Annotated in this window: 15 protein-coding genes; 6 read left to right on the top strand and 9 right to left on the bottom strand. The window is 70.4% G+C overall.

What is annotated here, in order from left to right; translation table 11 throughout:
• The first annotated feature begins 88 nt into the window (after positions 1 to 88).
• Positions 89 to 1,069, top strand: a complete 981-nt coding sequence (locus tag ACFVWW_RS02155) for a DsbA family protein (RefSeq protein ID WP_386875371.1) — start codon at positions 89 to 91, stop codon at positions 1,067 to 1,069.
• Between the two features lie 59 nt (positions 1,070 to 1,128).
• Here ACFVWW_RS02155 and ACFVWW_RS02150 read toward each other — a convergent pair whose 3' ends face one another.
• Positions 1,129 to 2,304, bottom strand: a complete 1,176-nt coding sequence (locus ACFVWW_RS02150) for an acetyl-CoA C-acetyltransferase (protein ID WP_386875369.1) — start codon at positions 2,302 to 2,304, stop codon at positions 1,129 to 1,131.
• 151 nt (positions 2,305 to 2,455) lie between these two features.
• On the opposite strand from ACFVWW_RS02150, the gene ACFVWW_RS02145 reads away from it, so the two are divergent.
• Positions 2,456 to 3,109: a TetR/AcrR family transcriptional regulator gene (locus ACFVWW_RS02145; RefSeq protein WP_384182059.1), complete on the top strand. Its 654-nt coding sequence runs from the start codon at positions 2,456 to 2,458 to the stop codon at positions 3,107 to 3,109.
• 72 nt (positions 3,110 to 3,181) lie between these two features.
• Complete coding sequence (locus ACFVWW_RS02140) at positions 3,182 to 3,856, top strand: LuxR C-terminal-related transcriptional regulator (protein WP_384182056.1); 675 nt, start codon at positions 3,182 to 3,184, stop codon at positions 3,854 to 3,856.
• 36 nt (positions 3,857 to 3,892) lie between these two features.
• Here the strand turns inward: ACFVWW_RS02140 and ACFVWW_RS02135 are convergent, their stop codons facing one another.
• The 4 genes from ACFVWW_RS02135 to ACFVWW_RS02120 are packed head-to-tail and all read right to left on the bottom strand — an operon-like array spanning position 3,893 to position 7,430.
• Positions 3,893 to 4,654 carry an SDR family NAD(P)-dependent oxidoreductase gene (locus ACFVWW_RS02135; protein ID WP_386875367.1) on the bottom strand — a complete coding sequence of 254 codons (762 nt, stop codon included), beginning with the start codon at positions 4,652 to 4,654 and terminating at the stop codon, positions 3,893 to 3,895.
• Positions 4,655 to 4,666: 12 nt separating this feature from the next.
• Positions 4,667 to 5,467 (bottom strand): enoyl-CoA hydratase/isomerase family protein, encoded by an 801-nt coding sequence (locus ACFVWW_RS02130; protein ID WP_384182052.1) that lies wholly within the window; start codon positions 5,465 to 5,467, stop codon positions 4,667 to 4,669.
• On the bottom strand, positions 5,464 to 6,393 hold the full coding sequence (locus tag ACFVWW_RS02125; protein WP_384327887.1) for a 3-hydroxyacyl-CoA dehydrogenase family protein: 930 nt from the start codon (positions 6,391 to 6,393) through the stop codon (positions 5,464 to 5,466). The genes ACFVWW_RS02130 and ACFVWW_RS02125 overlap by 4 nt, the downstream gene beginning before the upstream one ends.
• Positions 6,390 to 7,430: a 3-oxoacyl-ACP synthase III family protein gene (locus ACFVWW_RS02120; protein ID WP_384182046.1), complete on the bottom strand. Its 1,041-nt coding sequence runs from the start codon at positions 7,428 to 7,430 to the stop codon at positions 6,390 to 6,392. Before ACFVWW_RS02120 ends, ACFVWW_RS02125 begins: the two co-directional genes overlap by 4 nt.
• A gap of 726 nt (positions 7,431 to 8,156) precedes the next feature.
• Here ACFVWW_RS02120 and ACFVWW_RS02115 point away from each other — a divergent pair.
• Both ACFVWW_RS02115 and ACFVWW_RS02110 read left to right on the top strand, forming a co-directional pair.
• A complete protein-coding gene (locus tag ACFVWW_RS02115; RefSeq protein WP_384327881.1) occupies positions 8,157 to 9,194 on the top strand; it encodes a 3-oxoacyl-ACP synthase III family protein in 1,038 nt (345 codons plus the stop codon).
• A gap of 6 nt (positions 9,195 to 9,200) precedes the next feature.
• A complete protein-coding gene (locus tag ACFVWW_RS02110; RefSeq protein WP_386875364.1) occupies positions 9,201 to 10,169 on the top strand; it encodes a zinc-binding dehydrogenase in 969 nt (322 codons plus the stop codon).
• Between the two features lie 72 nt (positions 10,170 to 10,241).
• Here the strand turns inward: ACFVWW_RS02110 and ACFVWW_RS02105 are convergent, their stop codons facing one another.
• Positions 10,242 to 11,726, bottom strand: a complete 1,485-nt coding sequence (locus tag ACFVWW_RS02105; protein WP_384182038.1) for an MDR family MFS transporter — start codon at positions 11,724 to 11,726, stop codon at positions 10,242 to 10,244.
• A gap of 118 nt (positions 11,727 to 11,844) precedes the next feature.
• Between ACFVWW_RS02105 and ACFVWW_RS02100 the strand changes: the two genes are divergently transcribed.
• A complete protein-coding gene (locus ACFVWW_RS02100) occupies positions 11,845 to 12,525 on the top strand; it encodes a TetR/AcrR family transcriptional regulator (RefSeq protein ID WP_384182035.1) in 681 nt (226 codons plus the stop codon).
• Here the strand turns inward: ACFVWW_RS02100 and ACFVWW_RS02095 are convergent.
• From ACFVWW_RS02095 to ACFVWW_RS02085, 3 genes are all read right to left on the bottom strand, one after another.
• On the bottom strand, positions 12,503 to 13,753 hold the full coding sequence (locus tag ACFVWW_RS02095) for an acyltransferase family protein (RefSeq protein ID WP_386875361.1): 1,251 nt from the start codon (positions 13,751 to 13,753) through the stop codon (positions 12,503 to 12,505). The genes ACFVWW_RS02100 and ACFVWW_RS02095 overlap by 23 nt on opposite strands.
• Before the next feature lie 71 nt (positions 13,754 to 13,824).
• On the bottom strand, positions 13,825 to 15,030 hold the full coding sequence (locus tag ACFVWW_RS02090) for an LLM class flavin-dependent oxidoreductase (RefSeq protein ID WP_384182029.1): 1,206 nt from the start codon (positions 15,028 to 15,030) through the stop codon (positions 13,825 to 13,827).
• Positions 15,027 to 15,905, bottom strand: coding sequence for an arylamine N-acetyltransferase (locus tag ACFVWW_RS02085; RefSeq protein WP_386875359.1), 879 nt, complete (start codon positions 15,903 to 15,905; stop codon positions 15,027 to 15,029). The genes ACFVWW_RS02090 and ACFVWW_RS02085 overlap by 4 nt, the downstream gene beginning before the upstream one ends.
• Between the last annotated feature and the right edge of the window lie 7 nt (positions 15,906 to 15,912).

Here is a 15,912-nt window from a genome sequence, read left to right as displayed (position 1 = left end):
GGGATCGACCAGAACGGAGCGCCCGTAGACGTCCCACACAAGGCAACGCTCGTTGCATAAGCGACGAGTGTCGATTATCTTGCCCGGTATGCGACTGGAGATCTGGGCGGATGTTGTCTGCGCGTGGGCCTACATCGGCAAGCGGCGGCTGGAGACGGTTCTGCTCTCCTGGCACGGGGAGCCCGTAGAGGTGATCTGGCGGCCGTTCCGGATCGACCCCATGGCTCCGGCCCAGGCGCTCGCCCTCGCCGACGCGCTCCAGGATCCGCTGGTGGACGCCGCGTTGCAGCAGTGCGCGCCCGGTCTGTCGCCTGCGGAGAACCGCGTGCGGGTGTCGGAGATCGCGGCGGCCGAAGGGCTGGGGCCGCGCTGGGGCGCGGCCTGGCGGGCCAACAGTCACGACGCGCACCGGCTCATCGCCCTCGCTCACGAATCCGGCGGCGCACCGCTGCAGAACGCCGTGGCGGAAGAGGTGATGAAGGCGCACTTCCTCGACGCGCTCGACATCAGCGCTCACGGCACCCTCGCCCTTGTCGCGGAGCGGGCCGGATTCCCCGAGGGAGCCGGGCTGCTCGCCGGGACGGCCGGTGAGGACCACGTCCGCGAACTGGTCCTGCGCGGCAAGGCCATCGGGGTCACCACATCCCCCACGTTCGTCGTGGCCGGCGAAGCCCTCGCGGGCGCCCATGCCCCGGAGGTCGTCGCGGACTTCCTGCGCCGTAGCGAAGGGCTCACCGAGCCCCGGATCCCAGCGGAAGTGGTACGGCTCCGGGAGGCCGAAGCGCTCCTGGACCTCGGCGACCCGCTGGGGTGCCTCACCCTCCTCGGCCCTCTTCTGGACGAGCACGGCGAGGACAAGAACGTACGGCTGCTCGCCGCCCGCGCCTACTTCCACTCCGCCCAACTGGGCCGCGCCCGTGCGGTGCTGGAGCCCCTGTGCGCGGAAGCGCCCGACGACTCGTATGCCCAACTGCTTCTCGGGCGCGTGCTGGAGCGGCAGGGCCGGGGCGCGGAGGCCGCTCCCCATCTGCGCCTCGCGGCCGCCATGACACCGACGTACGGACGCTGAACCGGCGACAGTCGGCAACGGTCGGCGAGCGGGGCGGAGGGGAGCGGCGCCCGGTCGGGTCAGCCGAGCCGCTCGATGATGGTGACGTTCGCCTGGCCGCCGCCCTCGCACATGGTCTGAAGTCCGTAGCGGCCTCCGGTGCGCTCCAGATGGTGGAGCATCGTGGTCATGAGCCGGGCGCCGGTCGCTCCCAGCGGATGCCCCAGAGCGATGGCGCCCCCGCACGGATTGACCTTGTCCGGATCGATGTCGGTCTCCCGCTGCCAGGCGAGCACGACGGGAGCAAACGCCTCGTTGATCTCCACGGCGTCGATGTCCCCCGCCGCCAGCCCCGCTCGGTCCAGCGCTCTGCGCGTCGCCGGAATGGGCGCGCTGAGCATCATGATGGGATCGTCGCCCAGCACGGTCATCTGATGGATGCGGGCGCGGGGCGTCAGGCCGTGCTCGATGACGGCGCGCTCGGAGGCGATGAGCAGCGCCGCCGCCCCGTCGGCGATCTGCGACGAGGTGGCGGCTGTCAGACGGCCGGCCGGATCGAGGGTCCTGAGCTTCGCCATCGACTCCAGGCTGGTGTCGCGGCGGGCACACTCGTCGGTCGTGAGGGACGCCTCCCCGTCGTCGTATGTGGCGATCTCGCCCGCGAAGTGACCGCCGTCGATGGCCTTCAGCGCCTTCTGATGGCTGGTGAGCGCGAATGCCTCCATCTCCTCGCGTCCGATCCGCCACTTCCCGGCCATCAGCTCGGCCGCGTGGAACTGACTGACCGTCCGGTCGCCGTACCGCTTGCGCCAGCCGCGTGAGCCCGAGTACGGGTCCGGCATGCCGAACTGATCCCCGACCAGGGCCGCCGCGGTCAGTGGTATCTGCGACATGTTCTGCACGCCGCCCGCCACGACGAGGTCGGACAGGCCGCTCATCACGGCCTGGGCGGCGAAATGGACGGCCTGCTGCGACGAGCCGCACTGGCGGTCCACGGTCACGCCCGGCACGGACTCGGGCAGGCCGGCCGCCAGCCAGCTCGTACGGGCGACGTCACCGGACTGGGAACCGATCTGGTCCAGGCAGCCGAAGACGACATCGTCGACCGCCGCCGGGTCGATGCCCGTGCGGTCCATCAGGGCGGTGAGTACATGGGCGCCGAGGTCCGCGGAGTGCACTCCTGCCAGTGATCCGTTCCTGCGTCCCACGGGCGTGCGGACCGCGCCGACGATGTAAGCCTCAGATAACGCGCGCATCTCTACCTTGATCCTCTCGAAGGGAGTCATGACCTGGAGGGAACAGACAGGACGTCCGGTGGACCGGCCTCGCCGGCCCCGACTGTACGACGGCTGTCGCATAAATGACAGGTGTTGCTTTCACGGCACCAGTCGTGGAAACTGTGGCCTCATGCCGAACAACTCAAGCACCAGGGGCACTTCGCGCGACCCCCGAGCCCGGCGCACCAGAGCGCTGCTGCGGGCAGCCGTTCTGGAACTCTCGATGGAGAAAAGCCTGGACGGCATCACCATGGGGGACATCGCGGAGCGGGCAGAGGTCAACCGCGCGACTGTGTATCTGCACTACAAGGACCGGGAAGACCTGCTGCTGGAGGCTTCGGAGAGCACGATGGCCGGCATCCTTGACGCGGCGAGCGCCTGCCGGCTCACGGCGGACACCTCGTTCGCCTTCGAGGAACCCGCTCCCGCGCATCTGGTCAATCTCTTCACGCACGTCGATCAGCACCACTCCCTCTACAGTCATCTGCTCGGAGAGGACGGCAGCCCGCGGTTCGCCGCTCACCTCGAACGGCTTCTCGCCCAGGGCTGGTACGAGCAACTCGTGGCCGACACCGACCCGGAGAAGACGGACGAGATCGCGCTCTCGTTGCGTGCGCACTTCCTCAGCGGGGCGCTGCTCTCGGTCATCGCCCGCTGGACCCAGGGGGAGTTCGCCGACACCGATGCCGCCGCGCACAACTCTGCGGCCTCCGATATCGAGCACGTCGCGCAGGTGACGTGGTCCCTCATCCGCAGCCAGATCTGCGTGCGCGAGCAGCTCTGACCCCCGCACGGAATACGGCAGTTCGCCCACTCGGCACACCCACCCGTTTCTAGTAGATTGCGTAACGCAGAGATGCTGAACGACGTACAGGTCTACTCACAGGCAACGGATACTGATTCCCAGGTCTCGGTCCTGGTGGTTCTGGAGAACGAGTTGGTGCGCTGCGGCGTATTCAACATGCTGAGGAATGTCCCATCGGTCGCCCAGGTGTGGTCGTGCGGCGGCGCGGCCGTCGCGAGCGAACTGATGGCCACGTACCGGCCCGGTATCGTCGTCTGCCACGGAAGCGGCCAGTTGGCCGCAGCGCTGGTGCAGGACGCGGTGGCGTGCGACGCCCGGATCCTCCTGCTCCTGGAGGATCTCCGTCTTGAGGCCATCGACGAGATGGTGATGCTGGCCTCGCAGGGATTTCTCATGCAGGCGGATCTGACCGCGGCCAGCCTCTACGAGGCGGTCACCAAACTGCAGAGCGGGGAAATGCCGCTGCCGCCCGGACTGGCCCGCAACCTCATGGTCCGGGTCCGTGGAACGACCTCATCGAGTACCTCCAGGAAAGTGTCGCTCACGCCGCGCGAACAACAGGTTCTCGCCCTTCTGGCGCAGGGCCTCAGCAATAAGCAGATCGCCCGTCGGCTGACCATTTCCGAACATGGCGTCAAAAGACATGTGACCAATCTGCTGGCCAAACTCAATTCCCCCAACCGCACCCTCGCCGTGGCGCTCGCACTCCAGGAGGGACTGGTCTGACCCCGGGGGCGCGGTGAGCCGTAGGCGCCGGGACCGTCAGATCGGGCCAAGGCGCACCGCGCCGTCCAGCCGGATGACTTCGCCGTTGAGCATGGGATTCTCCAGGATGTGTGCGACGAGCGCCGCGAATTCCTCGGTGCGGCCCAGCCGTACGGGGTGGGGTGTCTGCGCCGCCAGGGAGTCCCGTGCCTCGTGCGACAGTCCCGCGACCATGGGGGTGTCGAACAGGCCCGGGGCGATGGTCATCACGCGGATCGCGTGCCGGGCGAGGTCGCGCGCGAGCGGCAGGGTCATGCCCGCGACCGCCGCCTTCGAGGCGGTGTAGGCGGCCTGGCCCTCCTGCCCCTCGTACGCGGCGATCGACGACGTACAGACCATCACCCCGCGGTCGCCGTCCACCAGGGTGTTCCCCGCCATGGCCGCCGCCGCGAGCCGGACCACATTGAAGGTCCCCAGCAGGTTGACCCGTACGACGTGCTCGAACTCCTCCAGGGGCAGCGGGCCCCTGCGCCCGAGCGTCCGGCCGGGCACCGCGATACCCGCACAGTTGACGACGGCGCCCAGGCGGCCCAGCGAGCACGCCAGCCCGACCGCCTCGGCCACGTCGTCGTCGCTGGTGACATCACCCGGGACGAAGTACGCCTCACCGCCGAGATCCGCCGCCGCCTTGTCCGCCCGTTCCGACGGCCGGCCCATGAAGACCACGCGGGCCCCGGAGGCGGTGAGCCGCCGGGCGGAGGCCAGCCCCAGCCCGGACGTTCCGCCGGTGACCAGTGCGACACTGCCGTGGATGTCCATGCTCCCCTCCCCTCAGCGTCCGAGCCAGACAGCGGGGCGGCGCTCGGCGAACGCCCGTATGCCCTCGGCCGCGTCCGGGGTCGAGGCGACGGCGCTGAGCGTCGCCGACTCGTCCTGGAGGTGGTCGGCGAGGGTGCGCGCGAAGCCGGACCGCAGGAGCCGGTTGGTCTGACCGTGCGCCGTGGTGGGACCGGCGGCGAGCCGCGCGCAGACCGACCGGGCCCGCGCCGTCAGGTGGCCGGCCGGCACGGTCTCGCTGGACAGCCCCCACTGCTCGGCCTGTTCGGCGTCCAGGACATGGCCCAGCAGGGTCATGCGCTGGGCGCGGCGCAGCCCCACCAGCCTGGGCAGCAGATGACTCGTGGAGGCGTCGGGTGTGAGTCCGAGGGCGCCGTACGCCGAGCGGTACGTGGTCCCTTGCTCCGTGAGCAGGACGTCCGCCAGACAGGCGAGCCCCAGTCCCGCACCCGCCACATGCCCCCGCGCCGCCACCACGAGAGGGGCGGACAGGGCCGCCAGCCGGCTGATCGCCGCGTGCAGGTAACTGGTCACCTCCGTCAGGTGGTGGGAGATGTCGTCCTGCGCCTGGAAGGCATGGAGGTCCCCGCCCACGCAGAAGTGGTCGCCCGCGCCGCTGAGCAGCACGCACCGGCTGTCCGCGGTGCGTTCCAGCAGACAGGCCCGGAGCAGTTCCTGGGCCAGCCCGAGGTCGATGGCGTTGCGGCGGGCGGGGCGGTTCAGCGTCAGGTGGGTGACGCCTGCCTCCCAGGTGACGCTGATCCTGGTGAAGGCGGTGGTACCGGGTCCGGTCATCCGCCGCCCACTTCCGTCCTGTCCGCGTCGGAGTAGTCATGGAAGCCACGGCCCGACTTCCGTCCGTGGTGCCCTGAGGCGACGAGCTCGCCGAGGAGCGCGGGTACGGCGAACACCGGGTTTCCCGTGGCCCGGTGGAGCCCGGAGGCCACGTCGTGGAAGACGTCCAGGCCGCTCAGGTCCACCGACGCGAGCGGCCCCATGGGGTGGCCGAAGCCGAGCCGGCAGGCGAGGTCGATGTCCGCCGCACGGCAGGTGCCGTCCTCCACCATCCTGATCGCCTCCAGGATGAGGACCGTGAGCAGGCGGGTGGTGACGAAGCCCGGCGAGTCCCGGTCCACCACGATGCTCTGCTTGCCGATCTCCCGCGCGAAGGAACGCGCGGCGGCCATGGTGCTGTCCGCGGTGGCCGGACCCCGCACGATCTCGCACAGTGCCATCACGGGGACCGGCGAGAAGAAGTGCGTGCCGACCACCCGCTCGGGACGGGACGTGGCGCCCGCGACCAGGCCGATGGGTATGCCCGAGGTGTTGGTCGCCAGCACCGCGGAGCCGGCGCAGATCCTGTCCAGTTCGGCGAACATCCGCCGCTTGGCGGTGAGGTCCTCGGCGATCGATTCGATCACCACGGCCGCCTCGCCGCAGTCACCCAGATCGGTGGTGAGGGCGATACGGAGCCGGACCTGATCGGGATCGGCCGCGGCGCCCGGTTCCGGCCGGGCGGCCTCGCGCCGCGCGATCCGCCGCAGGGAGGTGTCGATGGACGCCGAAGCGCGGGCGAGGGTCTCCTCGGTCCGGCTGTAGAGGATCACGTCGCGGCCCGCGGCCGCCGCGGTCTGCGCCAGGCCGGCCCCCATCGTGCCCGCCCCGATCACGGCCACAGGACCGGCGGGGGCCGCCGGGAGTACGGGGGACTCGACGCTCATGAAACGGGACCGAAGTCGTCGTCACCGGTCCAGCGGATCACCGCGCCGCCATGGCTCATGCCCGCGCCGAACGAGACGATGACGACAATGCTGCCCGGGGTGATCCGGCCGCTGTCCACCGCCTCGCGCAGGACGAGCGGCACCCCGGCGCCCGAGGTGTTGCCGTACTTCTGCACGTTCGTCATGGTCCGGTCCGCGGGCAGGCCCAGCTTCTCCATCAGGAGATGGATCAGGTGGTAGTTGGCCTGGTGAAAGACGATCAGATCGATGTCGTCCACGGAGAGCCCGTCGCCCTTGACGAGTTCCTCGACGAAGGGCGGAATCCGGTCGAGGGCGAAGTCGCGCACGCCGCGGCCGTGCATATGGGCGAAGTTGTCGCCGAAGGCCGACTGCTTGGGACTGCCGTCGTCCCAGGTGCGCTTCTCGCGCTTGACGTACGCGGTGGTGTACGCCGTCGGGTCGCTGCGCAGCAGGGCCGTACCGACTCCCTTGCCGGCCGCTGTCGGCTCCAGCAGGTAACAGGCCGCGCCGTCACCGAAGATGACCCCGACGGTACGGTCCTCCGGGTCGAACGTCTTCGTACTGACATCGGCCAGCACCACCGCGACGCGGCGGTAGGAGCCGGAGGCCACGTACTTCGCGCCGACATCCAGGGCGAAGGTTCCGCCCGGGCATCCGCCACTGTTGACGTCGAATCCGGGGGTCTCCCGGATTCCCGCCTTGCCCATGATGGCCACGGCCGTCGCGGGGATGAGGTGGTCGGGGGTGTACGTGCCGCAGACGACGAGGTCGACCGACTCGGGGCTCACCCCGGCCCTGCGGCAGGCGTCGAGCAGCGCGGCGGCACCGAGGTCGGACGACCACTCGTCGGGGGCGGACCAGCGACGGGTCTTCACCCCGATGTACTCACTGATCCAGGCGTCGGTGGTGTCGAGCCGCTTCTCCAGTTCCGCGTTGGTGACGACCCGTTCGGGAAGGTGGCCACCGATGGCTCTGATCCCTACGCCGTGCCGCTCGTGGTGTGCGATGTCTGCCATCTGACGGGTGCTCCTCATGCCGGCCACCTGGGGTGGACGGCGAGTCGGGACAGGTCGGAAGCGGGGCTGTGGGGCGAGGCCGGGGGAGCGGGCCCTCCCCGGGGCGAGCCCGGTCCCGGGGAAGGCCCGCATCGGCGGGTCCGGCCGGCCGCGCCGGCCTTCGGTGCCGCGGGTGGCGGTACCGGCAGGATGGGACCAGGTACTGACAAGGCCACTCGCACGGTTCGCGAGCGAATGGAAGGTCTGCCGGCGGCGCACCGGAGTGCGCTGGATTCGGTCCTGTTGGGACACGCGCCGGCTGCCACCCGGTGCGCCACGAGTCTGGCTTCCGCCACCGGGGCCGGGAAGAGTCGATCCGGGTGCTCCATCGCCACCGACGGACGGATCGTTCCCCACCTGCACGACCGGGCAGGGCACTTGGATACGTCGAACAACCACCACGAAAATACCGCGCCGACTGAACAGTTGTGGATGGCCCGGAATGCGGGACACGACCTAGAGTGCCGTGCACTGGAAGGCTGTGCGCCCGGTCCCACGCCGGAATTCCCGCAATGCGCCGGGCCCCACCGAAGAGGCTGCCCCGGCCTCGTTGTCCGGGCGGCGACCGCGCACGTACCTAAGCCCGGGTCCGGCCGGAGCCGAGCGGCTGACCGGGCCATCTATCTGCTGCAGCCGTGGCCTCGGTCCCTGTGCACGAGGCCGCGGCCAGCCGGGAAGTGAGCAGACATGCCAGAGGTAATCGAGAATGCCGTGCCGTCCCCGGGCCTTTCGCAGGGCGGTCTCCGTATTCCTGTCGGAATAGCCGGAACCGGCATGTACGTGCCTTCTCAGGTCGTCCGGAACAGTGACCTGGTGAAGACGCTGGACACGACCGACGAATGGATCAGAACCCGTACCGGAATCCAGGAACGGCGGTGGCTGGAACCGGAATTGACCACGTCGGACATGTGCACGGCCGCGGGCCGTCAGGCACTGGAGAACAGTGGGGTGGCCGCCGAGGACATCGACGCGGTCATCGTCGCCACCTTCACCTACGACCAGCCCCTGCCGTCCACGGCCCTGATCGTCAAGGAGGCGCTGGGGGCGAGCCGTGCCTTCCCGCTGGATCTCAGTCAGGCCGCCTGCGCCGGCGGCGCCTACGGGATGCTGGTGGCCGCTCATCTTCTCCAGAACGACAGCCTGCGCCACGTCCTGGTGATCGGCGCCGAGTGCCTGTCCCGGGTGACCGACCCGGCGGACCGTGCCACGCGGGTGTTCTTCGGTGACGCGGCCGGCGCGGTCGTCATGAGCCGTACGTCACCGGGACACGGAATCCTCTCCTGGGATCTCGACGCCTCCCTCTCGCACGCGGTGGAGATCCGGGCCGGCGGCGCCTCCCTGCCCACCACGCCCGAGACCGCCGCCGAGGGCGGGCAGTACCTCCGGATGGACGGCCGCGCGGTCTGGGCCGAGGCGACGAAGCGGCTGCCGGAGAGCATCCGCGTCACGCTCGGCAGGGCGGGACTTCGGGCGGACGACATCGCCCACTACGTACTCCACCAGGCCAATCTGAACATCGTGCGGGAGGTGATGGACGTGCTGGGCGTCGAGCGGTCCAGGGCCGGGGTCACGGTCGACCGGTACGGCAACACCGGGGCGGCCACGGTGTTCACGGTTCTCCACGAGGCCATGGAGCGGGGCGAGGTCACCGATGGGGATCTGATGATCATCTCGGGGATCGGTGCCGGGTTCGTCTGGGGCACACTCTGCCTGCGGGCCGGGTGACAGCTCATGTACGCCGTTGTGGCCGAGCGGTCCGCGCCGCACGATCCGCTCGCCGGTCTGCGTACCGGCGAGTGGCCCGAGCCGTCCGAGCGGGCGGGGTGGACCACCGTGTCGGTCCGTGCCGCCGCGCTCAATCACCACGACCTGTGGACCCTGCGCGGTGTCGCGGTACAGCCGGGCCAGCTTCCCGTGATCCTCGGCAGCGACGCGGCGGGGGTGGACGAGGAGGGGAACGCGGTCATCGTCTATCCCGTGATCGGCGATCCGCTGGCGGGCGGCGGGGACGAGACGATGGATCCCGCGGTCCAGTTCCTCTCCGTGCACCACCCGGGAACGCTGGCGGAACGCGTGTCGGTGCCCGTGCGCTGTCTGGTTCCCAAGCCCGCCGAGCTCAGCTTCACGGAGGCCGCCTGCCTGCCGGGGGCCTGGCTCACCGCCTACCGGATGCTGTTCGAGAAGTCCGGGGCGGAGCCCGGGTCGACGATCCTGGTGCAGGGCGGCGGCGGAGGCGTCGGGACGGCGCTGGTCAGCCTCGGCCGGGCGGCGGGATACCGCGTCTGGGCGGTCAGCCGTTCCGGGGCCAAGCGTGACCGGCTGGCGGGGCTGGGCGCGGAGCTGGTCCTCGCCCCGGGCGAGCGGCTTCCGCACAAGGTCGACGCGGTCCTGGACACCGTCGGCGAGGCCACCTGGGCCCACTCGCTGAAGGCTCTGCGCACCGGCGGGCGGCTGGTGATCTCCGGCGCGACCACGGGTGGGTTCCCGCCGGCCGACCTGGGGCGTATCTTCGCCAACCAGCTCTCCGTGGTGGGGTCGACCATGGGGACCGCGGCCCAGCTCGCCCGGCTGGCGGCCTTCTGTGTCCGTACCGGTGTACGTCCCGTCGTGGACCGGGTGCTGCCCCTGGGGGAGGCACGGGCCGGCCTCGCCGCCATGGGGGCGGGCGACCTCTTCGGGAAAGTCGTCTTCACGGTCTGACCCGGTCCCGTCGCACGCGTGTGGGCCCGGCCCCGCTTCGTACGGAGCCGGGCCGGGCCCACACGGCCTTGGTCACACGCGGCCGGGCGCTGTCGTCTCGTGCTCCGGCTCCGCCGGCGCCGTGACCGCGGAAGCCGGGGGCTGGGCTTTGCGCGGCAGGAACAGCACGGGCAGCACAGTGATCACGGCGAAGACGAGGACCCACCAGAAGGACGTACTGAACGACTCGCTCAGCGGAGTGCCGACGGGCCTGCCGTCCGTGAGGGCCTGTTGCAGGACGACCGCCGCGACAGCCGTGCCCACCGATCCGCCGAGGCGCTGGAAGATGTTCATCGCGCTGGATGCCCGGGGCATCGCCGCCGGTGCCAGCGACCGGTAGGCGGCCGCCAGGCTGGGCAGCGTGACCACTCCGACGCCGATGCCGCGTACCACCATCGCGATCCCCAGCACGAGTTGGCTGGAGCCGCTGTCCAGCATGACGAACGGGACGGTCCCCAGCACGGTCAGCACCACCCCGGCCAGCGCGATCGGACCGGCGCTCAGCCGGTCCGTGGCCTTGCCGACGAGCACCATCGCGATGACATAGCCGGCCCCCTGCGGAGCCAGCATCAGCCCGGCGTGCAGGACGCTGTCACCGCGGCTCATCTGGAAGTACAGCGGCAGCAGGAACATCCCGCCGAAGAGGGCCGCGTTGAGGGTGAACTGCGTGAGTACGGCGGCGGAGAAGCCGCGGTCCGAGAAGAGCCGCAGGTCGATCAGCGGGGTGCGGCGGGTACGCAGCGCGTGTACGGCGAAGGCCACGATCAGGACCGCACCGGACAGGGTCCACGGCAGGCTGCCGGCGCTCGCGAAGCCGTCACCGGCGCTCTCGGCCATTCCGTACAGCAGCAGCGCGAGGCCGGGGGAGAGGAGCAGCAGTCCGAGCACGTCGAGACGTGTCTCCTTGGACGGCCGGTCGGCGGGGAGCTTCACCCAGGCCAGCACGATCGCGGCCAGTCCGATCGGAATGTTGATGAAGAAGATCCACCGCCAGCTCAGCTCGTCGACGAACAGGCCGCCGATCACCGGGCCGATCACCGGGGCGAGCATCGCGGGTACGGAGACGACGGCCATGACCCGGCCCATCCGGCTGGGGCCGGCCGCCCGGGCCAGCATGGCCTGGGCCATCGGCATCACCATGCCGCCGCCGAGCCCCTGGACCACCCGGAAGGCGATCAGGCTCTCCACGGACCAGGCGATGCCCGACAGCACGGAGCCGATCAGGAAGAGCGCCTGGGCGGCGAGCCACATGCGCTTGGCGCCGAAGCGCTCCATGGCCCATCCGGAGAGTGGCACCACCAGGGACAACGCCAGCAGATAGCCGGTGATCGTCCACTGGATCGAGTCGAGTGTGGAGTTGAACTCGTGCGAGAGCGTGTCGATCGCGACGTTGACGATGGTGCCGTCCAGCAGCGTGGTCACGGCTCCGAGGACGAGCACACCGCACAGCCACCACAGCTGTGCGTCGATACGGCTGTCCTGCGCCGCGCCCGGGGGCGAAGGCGTCTGTTGGGTCATGGCGGGATCCCCTCCGAGCGGTGGTGCGGGCTTACAAAGTTAGACGGTGTCGTCTAGATTTGAATAGTAGAGTAGGTCATCCAAGAGGCAAGCCGGTGCCAGTCCGGGAGGCAGAGCGGTGGCAGTGACGCGGAAGACCGGGGCTTCGGGCCCTGTCGCGGTGGCGGGCCCGCCCCCGCGCAGGACGCACGGGGGCAGGGACCGCAGGGCGCAGATCCTGGAGGCGGCCGCCCTTGTCTTCCTGCGGGACGGCTTCGCGCGGGGCAGTGTCGACGCGATCGCCGTGCAGGCGCGGGTCGCGAAGCAGACGCTCTACAACCACTTCGGCGACCGCGACGCGCTGGTCAGGAGCGTCGTCGTGCACGCGATGGATCCGCTCGCCGCGCAGTTCCACGCGGTGCTGAGCGAAACCATCGCGACCCACGACTGCGCCGATCTCGAAGCGCAGTTCCTCGACTTCGGACGCCGCTGGGTGCGCCTGATGCTGTGTGACGACACGGCCGCACTGCGCTGGCGCATCCTTGTCGACGCGCCCTTGGAGGAGTGCCTGAGGGTGGCGCTGCGCGGTGTCGACCAGGAGGCGAGCGTCCGTGACATCGCCGAGCAGCTGGCGCTCCTCGGGCGGGCCGGCCGCCTGTCCGTACCCGATCCGGAGGTCGCGGCGCGTCAGTTGCGCGCCCTGCTGATCGGCGAGGCGCAACTGGTCTCCGCGCTGGGACAGGTGACCCTCGACGACGCCGGGATCGACCGGATCGTCGACCGGGGCATCGGCATGTTCATGCGAGCTTACGGACGATGACCTCGGCCGGGTCGACAGGTGTCTGGACGAGCACGTCCACGTACACCGGTACCGGACGGGGCCGCAGCCGCCGCATCATCGGCACCTCCACCCATCGGTACGCGGCCCACGCGGCCAGCGAGCAGACGGCCAGACACCCGAGGACGACCGGCCCGACCAGCCAGGTGGGCAGGGCGGCCTCCTTGCCGTCGAGTACCCCGGCGGCGGCGAGAGCCGGCCGCAGCCCCGTCGAGAGCACCGCCAGGATCAGCAGCTGGAACACGTACAGGCAGTACGAGATCTCACCGAGGAAGAGCGCGGCCCGCGAGCGCAGCGGAGACCACCGGCCGCGGATGTCGGCCGTGGCCAGTGCCCCGATCAGGACCAGGAACGGCAGGAAGGTGCCCGCTTCGTGCTGGAGGCGTGGCGGGAGCTGGAGATTGACCACGAAGCCCGCCAGGCAGATGACCAGGGCCCAGCGGACGCCCGGTCCGCGCCACTTCCCCTCGCGTACCAGCAGCGCGGCGGCGACGCCGGCGACGAACTCCAGCAGCCGGAACCCCGGGAAGACATAGGTGAACCAGTACGGGAAGGGCCCGCCGACCGGACCTGTCGGGATCATCTCCTCGGCGGGGTAGGGCAGTTGGACGGCGGCGCCCGCCGTGTAGGGCAGAACGAACGAGAGGACCACGGCCGCGCCGATCACGAGATGCAGCGTCCTGGCCCCGGCCCGGCGCAGCAGCAGGAAGACGACCGGCATCATGAGATAGAAGAACGCCTCACAACTCAGCGACCAGGTGACCGGGTTGAGGCCGAAGTAGTGGCTCTGGTCGAAGGACCAGGACTGGAGCAGGGTGAGATGGAGGCCGACGTTCGGCAGGCTGGGCGTGTCGCCCATCGCGGAGAACATCAGGAACGCCAGCACGGTCGAGAGGAGGTAGACCGGATAGATCTTGGCGAACCGCCGCTGCCAGAAGCGGCGCACGGTGTCGCTCTCCGGCCGGTAGGTCCAGGCGAGTACGAAGCCGCTCAGAATGAAGAAGCCGCTGACGCCGATCGTGCCGGTGCCGAAGAGCGTGCGCAGGACCACGTCGGCCGGCCCCGGATCGTCGGCACCCACTTCGGTCCCGAGTCTCAGCGCGGCTATGTGTTCCCCGAATACGAGTAACGCCAGCCACCAGCGCAGACCGGTGAGGGAATGGAGCCTGGCGGCGCCCGTGTGGACGGGGGCGGGGTGTGCGGAACTCATGAAGACCTCCAGAACGGTAGATGCCGCCGGCCGCTCGGGAAGAGCGGCCGGCGGCCTGGTGGGAACGTGGGTCAGACGGACCTGGGGGCGTCCGGTACCGGGACGGGGAGCTGCGGTGCGGCGACACCGGAGTCGGTGAACGCCTTCTGGAACGCTCCGATCGCCTGGGTGACGAACTCGGTCCGGTGGGACACCACCCAGTCGCGGGAGTCCTCGAAGCCGCGCAGCGATCCGTCGAACTGCGGCGCCACATACCGCGCGAGGAGTTCGAGGCTGCGTCGGGCGTTCTCCCTGGACGCCCAGTCGGCGCCGGTGACCAGCAGCTTGCCGAACCCTCCGCTGCTCGCGTGCAGGTTCTCGATGGACTCGGTGACCTCTTCGGGCGAGCCGACGATCGCCGCGCCCGACTTCACCAGCGCTTCGATCTCACGGCCGGGTTCGATGCCGAGCGCGTCGACCGGGAGTCCGACGATGTCGCCGAAGTAGCCGCGCATCCAGGCCGCCGCACCGGCCCGCAGGTCCTCCATGGCCCGCTGACGCGATTCGGCCACATAGACGTTGACGACCAGACGCCAGTCGTCGCGGCTGACGGCGGTGCCGTTGGCCTCGGCCGCCTCCTGCGCGTACGCCCACTGGCGGCGCAGGTCCGGCGCGGTCCCGCCGGGCCGGGGCGAAGCGAAGGACAGCGGGCTCAGCCCATGACGGCCGGCCAGTTGCATGCTGTGCGGGGAGGCCGCGCTGGAGATGGCGACCTCGATCCCCTCGCGGCGGTACGGCCGGTGCTGCAACCGCGCGTCGCGGACGGTGAACCAGTCCGTCTCCCGGGTCACCGGCGCCCGGCCCGCGAGCAGTTGGAGGACGACTTCGAGCGACTCCCCGGTCATCCTGCGCTGTTCGCCGGGTGCGATGCCGAGCATGTGCGCGTCGCCGGGGGAGGAGCCCGCGCCCACGCCGAGCATCACCCGGCCGCGCGTCATGTGGTCGAGCTGGACGATGCGCGAGGCCACCATGAACGGATGGTGATAGGGGAGGCTGGTCACACCGGTGCCGAGCTTGATGTGCCGGGTGCGTTCCGCCGCCGCCGCGAGAAAGATCTCGGGGGAGCCGATGGTGCCCCAGCCGCCCGAGTGGTGTTCCCCGACCCAGGCTTCGGCGAAGCCGAGCTGGTCGAGCCACTCGACCAGCTCCAGGTCCCGCCACATCTGGAGGGTCGGGTTCTCGCCGGGCGGGTGGAGGGGCGACAGGAAAGCCCCGAAGCCGATGTGCGGCCTGGTCATACGCGTATCTCCTCGTGGTTCCCTGCCCCGGGGTGCTCACCGGGGGGTGCGGCGGGGATACGGTCCCCGACCAGCCGTTGCCAGATACGTGCGCCGCGCTCCGCGAGCTGCGGGTGGCCCTCGAACACCGTCGCCAAGGCGGCGCGGCACGCGGCCGGGGTCTCCACCTTGCTGCTGCGTTCCGTACCGTGGGCCGTCTCGATGAGCAGGTCGTTGACGAGGGTGACCTTGCCTTCGGGCGTCACGCGCGAGCACATCAGGGTGCGCGGGATCGGTGAGTCGTTCTCCGGGTTCAGGTAGAGATCCACGATCTCGCCGAAGTGCCGGGCGCCGCGCGGGTCGAGCGTGAACCGGTGGATGGGGGCCCACCGGCCGCTCGTGCCCCTGCGCTGCGCGGTGAACTCCGCACCTTCCTGGTGCACACGGAAGTCCCATCCCCGTTCGCGCCGTACGGCGCCGTCGAGGCCGACCGGGCCGACCGCCGTGAGCTGCGAGTAGGCGACGTCGACGAGCCAGCGTGCGTGGTCGAGGCGGACCAGGAGCACCATGTGGTCCCCGGTGTCCGTGTACGTGCGGTCCTGCGGCAGCCACGGCCGCGAGGCCAGGGTGGTGACGTCGTACCCGAGGGCGGAGAGGAGGGCGGCGAAGAGGTTGTTGACCTCCATGCACGCCCCGCCCTGACGACGGGTGACCACCTTCTCGAAGACGCCGGCGGCGTCGATGGCCGGCTTGATCCCGTCCGGCCCGTCCAGCAGCTCGAAAGGGACGCTCCGTACATGCGCCCAGCACAGGGCCCGCAGCACCTTCATCGTGGGCTCCAGCGGGCCCTCGTATCCGATGCGCGCCAGGTACGCGGTCAGATCCAGCTCTGCCACGCGCCGC

It is taken from the genome of Streptomyces sp. NPDC058198 (assembly GCF_042882605.1).
Classification (GTDB): Bacteria; Actinomycetota; Actinomycetes; order Streptomycetales; family Streptomycetaceae; genus Streptomyces.
This window is presented reverse-complemented; position numbering and strand designations above follow the sequence as displayed.